The sequence below is a fragment of the Xanthomonas sp. 3075 genome, from assembly GCF_014197275.1.
In the GTDB taxonomy this organism is placed as follows: Bacteria; Pseudomonadota; Gammaproteobacteria; order Xanthomonadales; family Xanthomonadaceae; genus Xanthomonas; species Xanthomonas campestris_B.
This window is the reverse complement of the sequence record NZ_JACIFI010000007.1, coordinates 1-5,977: the sequence shown is the minus strand read 5'-3', so window position 1 is coordinate 5,977 and position 5,977 is coordinate 1. Positions and strand designations below refer to the sequence as shown.

General features: G+C 65.4%; 5 protein-coding genes and 1 riboswitch. Of the genes, 4 read left to right on the top strand and 1 reads right to left on the bottom strand.

The window, feature by feature from the left end:
• Positions 1-193 precede the first annotated feature (193 nt).
• Positions 194-417, top strand: a riboswitch (cobalamin riboswitch).
• A 115-nt stretch (positions 418-532) separates the two neighbouring features.
• The 4 genes from btuB (at position 533) to GGR62_RS08280 (ending at position 5,164) form a co-directional block, all read left to right on the top strand.
• Positions 533-2,410, top strand: coding sequence for a TonB-dependent vitamin B12 receptor (gene btuB, locus GGR62_RS08295; RefSeq protein ID WP_184407445.1), 1,878 nt, complete (start codon positions 533-535; stop codon positions 2,408-2,410).
• 454 nt (positions 2,411-2,864) lie between these two features.
• Complete coding sequence (locus GGR62_RS08290) at positions 2,865-2,999, top strand: bifunctional adenosylcobinamide kinase/adenosylcobinamide-phosphate guanylyltransferase (protein ID WP_184407444.1); 135 nt, start codon at positions 2,865-2,867, stop codon at positions 2,997-2,999.
• A complete protein-coding gene (gene cobT, locus GGR62_RS08285) occupies positions 2,996-4,042 on the top strand; it encodes a nicotinate-nucleotide--dimethylbenzimidazole phosphoribosyltransferase (RefSeq protein WP_184407443.1) in 1,047 nt (348 codons plus the stop codon). Before GGR62_RS08290 ends, cobT begins: the two co-directional genes overlap by 4 nt.
• 213 nt (positions 4,043-4,255) lie before the next feature.
• Positions 4,256-5,164: a GyrI-like domain-containing protein gene (locus GGR62_RS08280; protein WP_184407442.1), complete on the top strand. Its 909-nt coding sequence runs from the start codon at positions 4,256-4,258 to the stop codon at positions 5,162-5,164.
• Between the two features lie 605 nt (positions 5,165-5,769).
• Here the strand turns inward: GGR62_RS08280 and GGR62_RS20945 are convergent.
• Positions 5,770-5,977, bottom strand: a 208-nt coding sequence (locus GGR62_RS20945) for a hypothetical protein (RefSeq protein ID WP_221229102.1), incomplete at its 5' end; no start/stop codon positions are given.

The window sequence follows — 5,977 nt, the reverse complement described above, 5'->3', positions numbered from 1 at the left end:
CGCCTCATAGTGACTCTCCTCCTTCTCCCGCATGCGGGAGAAGGTGCCCGAAGGGCGGATGAGGGCGCATTTGCCACCCCTCATCAGGAATTCCGCATCGCACGCCAAGCGCTTCACTGTCGCCACCTCTACGTCGCCAGACGTTCGATCTCGCCGACTGTCAGACACCTGCGAGGCACCGCGCCAATCCTGCTACCATGCGCGCCCCTGAGGTGACTGCCGGTTTGTCGGTGGTTTAAACGGGAATCCGGTGCGCGCATCGCCTTGGCGAGAGGCAATTCCGGAGCTGCCCCCGCAACGGTGGGCGAGGTCAGATGCCGCAATATGCCACTGTGCGCTTGCATGGGAAGGCGCGGTATCGGAGGCGCCAGCTTCCACTCGCGAGCCCGGAGACCGGCCTGAGGGACTGACCCGGCACGCGGTGGGCGTGGCCTTGATCGTCTGGCGCTGCTGCGTCGGACGCCTGGCCCGTTGCTGCCTGCCGCCCCCATTGCCGCCGCGCGGGTAGGTGCGGTTCCAGGAGCAGCCGTTGATGTCCCTTTCTTCCGTTTTGCCACCGCGCGCCGTATTGGCCGTGGGCCTGTCGCTGTGCGTGGTCAACCTGGCGCAGGCCGAGGCTGCCGTCGATCTCGACCAGGTCGTGGTCACCGCCTCGCGCACCGCGCAGACCCAGGACCAGACATTGGCGCCGGTCACGGTGATCGACCGCGCGCAGATCGAGCGTCGCCAGGTCAATTCGCTGCAGGACCTGCTGCGTGGCGAAGCCGGGGTGTCGCTGGCCAACAACGGTGGCCCGGGCAAGCCGACCTCGCTGTTCCTGCGCGGTACCGAGTCAGACCAGGTGGTGGTGTTGATCGACGGTGTGCGCATCGGCTCGGCCACCTCGGGCGGCGCTGCGCTGCAGGATCTGCCGATCGAGCAGATCGAACGCATCGAAATCGTGCGCGGCCCGTTTTCCAGCCTCTACGGTTCCGAGGCGATGGGCGGTGTGATCCAGATATTCACCCGCCGGCCGCAAGGCAGCTTCGTGCCGACTTTCAGCGCGGCAGCCGGCAGCGACAACGCGCGCCGCTACAGCGCAGGCGTGGCCGGGCGCAGCCAGGGCGATCTGAGCGAGAGTGGCGGCTGGTATTCGGCCAACGCGGTGCACGATGAAACCGATGGCATCAATGCCTATCTGGACACCAGTTCCAGCGACTACGATCCAGATCGCGACGGCTATCGCAACGATTCGTTGAGTGTGCAGGGCGGCTGGCGCTTCAATCGTCAGTGGGATGCCGACGTGCACGCACTGCGCGCGCAGAGCCGCAACGAATACGACGGCTCGGCCTTCGGCGGCAACCTGTCCAAGGGCGTGCAACAGGCGGCCGGCGGGCGTGTGCGTTACGCCCCCACCGATGCGGTCAAGCTCACTGCCAGCGTCGGCAGCAGTTCCGATTTCAGCGATGCGTATTACGACGGTACGTACGTGTCCACCTACGACACCCGTCGCAAGCAGGGCTCCTTGCAGGCCGACATCGATGCACGCGCCGGCCTGCTCAGCGTGGGCTTCGACTGGCAGCGCGACGCCATCGCCAGCAGCGACAGCTACGATGCCGACAGCCGCATCGACCGCGCCGCGTTCGCGCAGTGGCAGCAGAGTTTCGGGGCCCAATCGTTGCAGGCCAGCCTGCGTCGCAACGACAACAGCCAGTTCGGCGGCAAGACCACCGGCAGCCTGCTGTGGGGCTGGGATGTCGCCGAACATCTGCGCCTGACCGCCAGCTACGGCACTGCGTTCAAGGCGCCGACCTTCAACGAGTTGTATTACCCCGATTTCGGCAACCCGTTACTGGGGCCGGAAACCTCCAAGAGCGCCGAGCTCGGCCTGCGCGGTAGCTACGGCTGGGGCACCTGGACGCTGAGCGCGTTCCAGACCCGCATCGACGATCTGATCGCCTACGACGCGTCGTTGGTGGATGCGGCGCATCCGTTCGGGCAGCCGAACAATATCGATCAGGCGCGCATCCGCGGCGTGGAAGCCGGTTACGACACCGAACTGGCCGGCTGGACCGTGCATAGTGCGTTGACCTGGCTGCAGCCGCAGGCCGATGGCGACATCAACCACGGCAACTGGTTGCCGCGGCGTGCGCGGCAGAGCGGACGCATCGATGCGGACCGCAGCTTCGGTGCATTCGGCGTGGGCGCCAGTCTGTTCGGCTCCGGCAAGCGTTACGACGACCTGGCCAACACCGATCGCCTGGCCGGCTATGGCTTGCTCGATCTGCGCGTGAGTTACGCGGTGAACGCGGAGTGGAAGGTGTCGTTCACCGCCAACAACGTGTTCGATCGCCAGTACGAAACCGCTCGCTGGTATGCACAGCCGGGGCGCAACTATCTGCTGACCTTCCGCTACCAAGCGGCGCAGTAACAACAACGCACCGATTGCGCACGCTGGCAGGCGGGCGCAGTCGGTGCCTGGGCGTCGGGTGACGGTAGCTCATCGTGGTTGTCGAGCACGCCGACCACGCGGCTGCCGATTGCTGCCGACCTGGTATTCGGCTGAAAGAAATGCCGATGCCGCCCCGTCTGTGCGTGAGGTGATGCATGCCGCCACCGCGCAGGCCTTCGCTTAACGCTCCGCCGCAGTCAACGCGTGCCGTGGTGGCGCCGGTTTCAGAAACCCGCGTGCTGGCCGTTATCTGGCAGACGCTTGCTGCGTCAGACCGTTGCGAATCAGTGGGTTGCCGATGCGGCGGCTGCGCCATCCGTTCGGCTGTCCCGACAGCAGCGACTTCGTGCGCGACGCTGATGCGCTGCGTGCTGTTTAGCCGTGGCTTTTCGGGCAGATCGTGCGGGTCCGCACGCGGTGGCGGAATGGAAACATGACGCTGGGCGAACTGGCGCGCCGTCTGGCCGATGAGGCCGGCCGGCTGCGCCAGACATTGGCGCTACAGTGCGGGCGTGTGGTGTTCGTCGTGTCGGGATCGCCGACCGTGTTGCAAGGAGACCCGATGTGAGTAGCGATTGGATTCATGGTGCCTGCGCCATGCCGGACGCACGCGTGCGCGCTGCGGCACTGGCGCGGCAGGAGCAATTGACTAAGCCGCCCGGTGCGCTGGGCCGGCTGGAGCAGCTGGCCGTGCAATTTGCGGCCTGGCAGCGTAACGAACACCCCACCGTGCAGCGCATCTGGATCGCGGTCTATGCCGCCGACCACGGTGTCGCCGCCGAAGGCGTATCGGTGTTTCCACAAGCGGTCACTGGCGAGATGGTGCGCAATTTTGCTCGCGGTGGCGCCGCCATTGCGGTCCTGGCGCGTGAGCTGGGCGCACGCCTGGAAGTAGTGAATCTGGGGGTGGTCAACGACCCGGGTGATTTGCCGCGTGTGCGCCGCGCATGGATTGCGCCCTCCAGCGCCAATATCTGCGAGCAGCCGGCGATGACATCGACGCAGCTGCGCGACGCGCTCGCCGCCGGCGCCGAAAGCATTGCGCAGGCGAAAACGTGCGGTACGCAGCTGTTTGTCGGCGGCGAAATGGGCATCGGCAATACCACCGCCGCCGCTGCACTGGGCTGCGCGTTGCTGTCACAATTTCCGCAAGCGATGGCCGGCGCAGGCACCGGGCTGGATGCCGAAGGCATCGCGCACAAGGCGATTGTGATCACGCGTGCGTTGGCGTTGCATGCCGATGCCTCCACGCCGCTGGAGCGGTTGCGTCGGCTGGGCGGATTCGAGATTGCCGCGTTGGTCGGCGCCTATATTGCCGCTGCGCAGGCCGGCATTCCGGTGCTGGTGGATGGCTTCATCAGCACCGCCGCGGCGTTGGTTGCCACCCATCTCAATCCCGGCGTGCGCGAATGGCTGGTGTTCGGGCATCGCTCGCACGAGCGCGGGCATGCTGCGTTGTTGCGTGCGCTGGATGCCGAGCCGTTGCTGCAACTGGATATGCGCCTGGGTGAGGCCAGCGGCGCGGCAGTGGCCATTCCGCTGTTGCGCAGCGCCTGCGCCCTGCACAACGGCATGGCCACCTTTGCCGAAGCGGGTGTCTCCGACGCATGAGCACGGCAATCTTGATGACCGGCGACGCCTGCGGCGCAGTGGTGAGCTGAGGACAGCCACCGTGCCGGCCGGTGCGGCAGCGCCAGCGCCAGCGCCAGCGAGCTGAGCTTGGGCTGCCGGCATGCGGTCGCGCAGGCTGACGCATTGCGCAAGATCGGGACCGCACGCCACGCCGATCTGCGTGATGCTGTGGGCCTCCAAGAGGGATCGCCCATGTCCGCAGCCTCGGTCGTCTTCCATCGGCAACGCAGCGTCGAGCGCGTTGTGGCACATCTGCAAGCCGTCATCCGCGCCGGCGAACCGCTGCCGGATCTGGCAGCGCTGGCGGCAGTGGCGCGGCAATCGCCGCATCATTTCCATCGTGTGTACCGCGCATTGGCCGGCGAAACCCTGGGGCAGACCATCGCGCGGCTGCGTCTGAGTTATGCGCTGCATCTGCTGGGCGAGCAAAAGACCTCGGTGACCGATGTCGCGCTGGCGGTGGGCTACCAGACCCCGCAGGCGCTGGCACGTGCGTTCCGCGCGGTGCTGCAGGCCAGCCCGAGCAGCTTGCGCAACGCGCCCGCCGCACGCGCACAGAAACTGCAGCAACTGGCCATGCCCTCGGTGCCGCCGCAGCTGTCCGGCGCGCCCTTGCAGGTGTTGGTGCAGGTGCTCGATCCGCTGGAAGTGGTGGTGCTGCGCCAGCGCGGTGCGTTCGACGACCTGGACCGTGGCTTCGGCCGCATCGCGGCCTGGGCCGAGCGGGTCGGTGTGATCGCGCAGCTGCAGTCCTTGATCGGCCTGCCGCTCAGCGATCACCGCGATGTGCCGGCGCATCGGCACCTGTTCGAATGCGGCATGGTCTTCGACGCCGCGCTGTCGCCGCCGTCGCCGCTGCACCTGCGCCAGCTCGATGGCGGCGCGCATGCGGTGCTGCGTCATGTGGGCGCGTATGCAGGGCTGGAAGACGCGCTCGACCTGGTGCTCGCACAGTGGCTGCCCGACAGCGGCTACGTGCTGCGCGATGCGCCGCTGCATTATCTCTATCTAGACGATCCCGAAGCGGTGGCCGAAGCCGAACTGCGTGCCGACATCCGTGTGCCGGTTGAGTTGACAGGGCGTGCCCATCCAGCAGGGTGAGTTTCAACCGAACAGCTCCCACGCAGCTGCCGGATATTCGCCGACTGGAGGTGCTTTAGGGAGGCGCGGCGCCGGTGGTGCAAGCGGTCAGTCGCTCGTTGCTTTTCCGCGTTGCATTGGTAGTCGGGGGATATCCCGAGAGTAAATTTGATAACTATCCCGATACCTGTGAAGAGAGTGCTGAAAAGTATGCAGAGCAGAGCAGAGCAGAGCAGAATCGAAGCGAAGCGAAGCGAAGCGAATTATTTATTGTAATTCTCAACGCAGAAAGGGCGACCCCATAAGCTTGACCAGTCAGCAGCCTGCCTCACTGGCGCGCGATGGTTTGGTGATCTTGGTACTGCAAAGACCTGGGCCGATGGCTTGGCAAACTATCCGCCGACTGCGCGCGATCTGGGAGACTACGAACGCAGCCGCCATGCGTTGAACCGCGCCACACCGCCCCCGCACTACCATGAGCGCATTGCAGGTAGTACGCTGTAGTCGGCTGTTCTTCCGTTTCCGCAGGTGGCTTCATGGCTGTGCGACCTTCTAGCATCCCGCCGCACCGTGCAGTGCTCCCTCTGCTGCTGTGCGCCGCCTTCGTCCACCCTCTGACTGGATGTTCACGCATGAATACGCCTACCAACGATCCATCCGGTATTCACCTGATCGGCAATATTCCAGTCGATGCTAATAACACCGTGCATATCGATACCAGCAAGCCGATTCCGTTTAGGGAAGGTCTGAACAATGAGGCCTGAGAGTGCGGGATGTCGCATCGTTCCGGAGAGTCGCGTTTGGATCTTCGGATTTTTCGCAATTTCTGAAGCT

What these genes read in the sequence shown, in the direction of transcription:
- btuB (WP_184407445.1), top strand. Translation starts at nt 533, where the DNA reads ATGTCCCTTTCTTCCGTTTTGCCACCGCGCGCCGTATTGGCCGTGGGC.
- GGR62_RS08290 (WP_184407444.1), top strand. Translation starts at nt 2,865, where the DNA reads ATGACGCTGGGCGAACTGGCGCGCCGTCTGGCCGATGAGGCCGGCCGG.
- GGR62_RS08280 (WP_184407442.1), top strand. Translation starts at nt 4,256, where the DNA reads ATGTCCGCAGCCTCGGTCGTCTTCCATCGGCAACGCAGCGTCGAGCGC.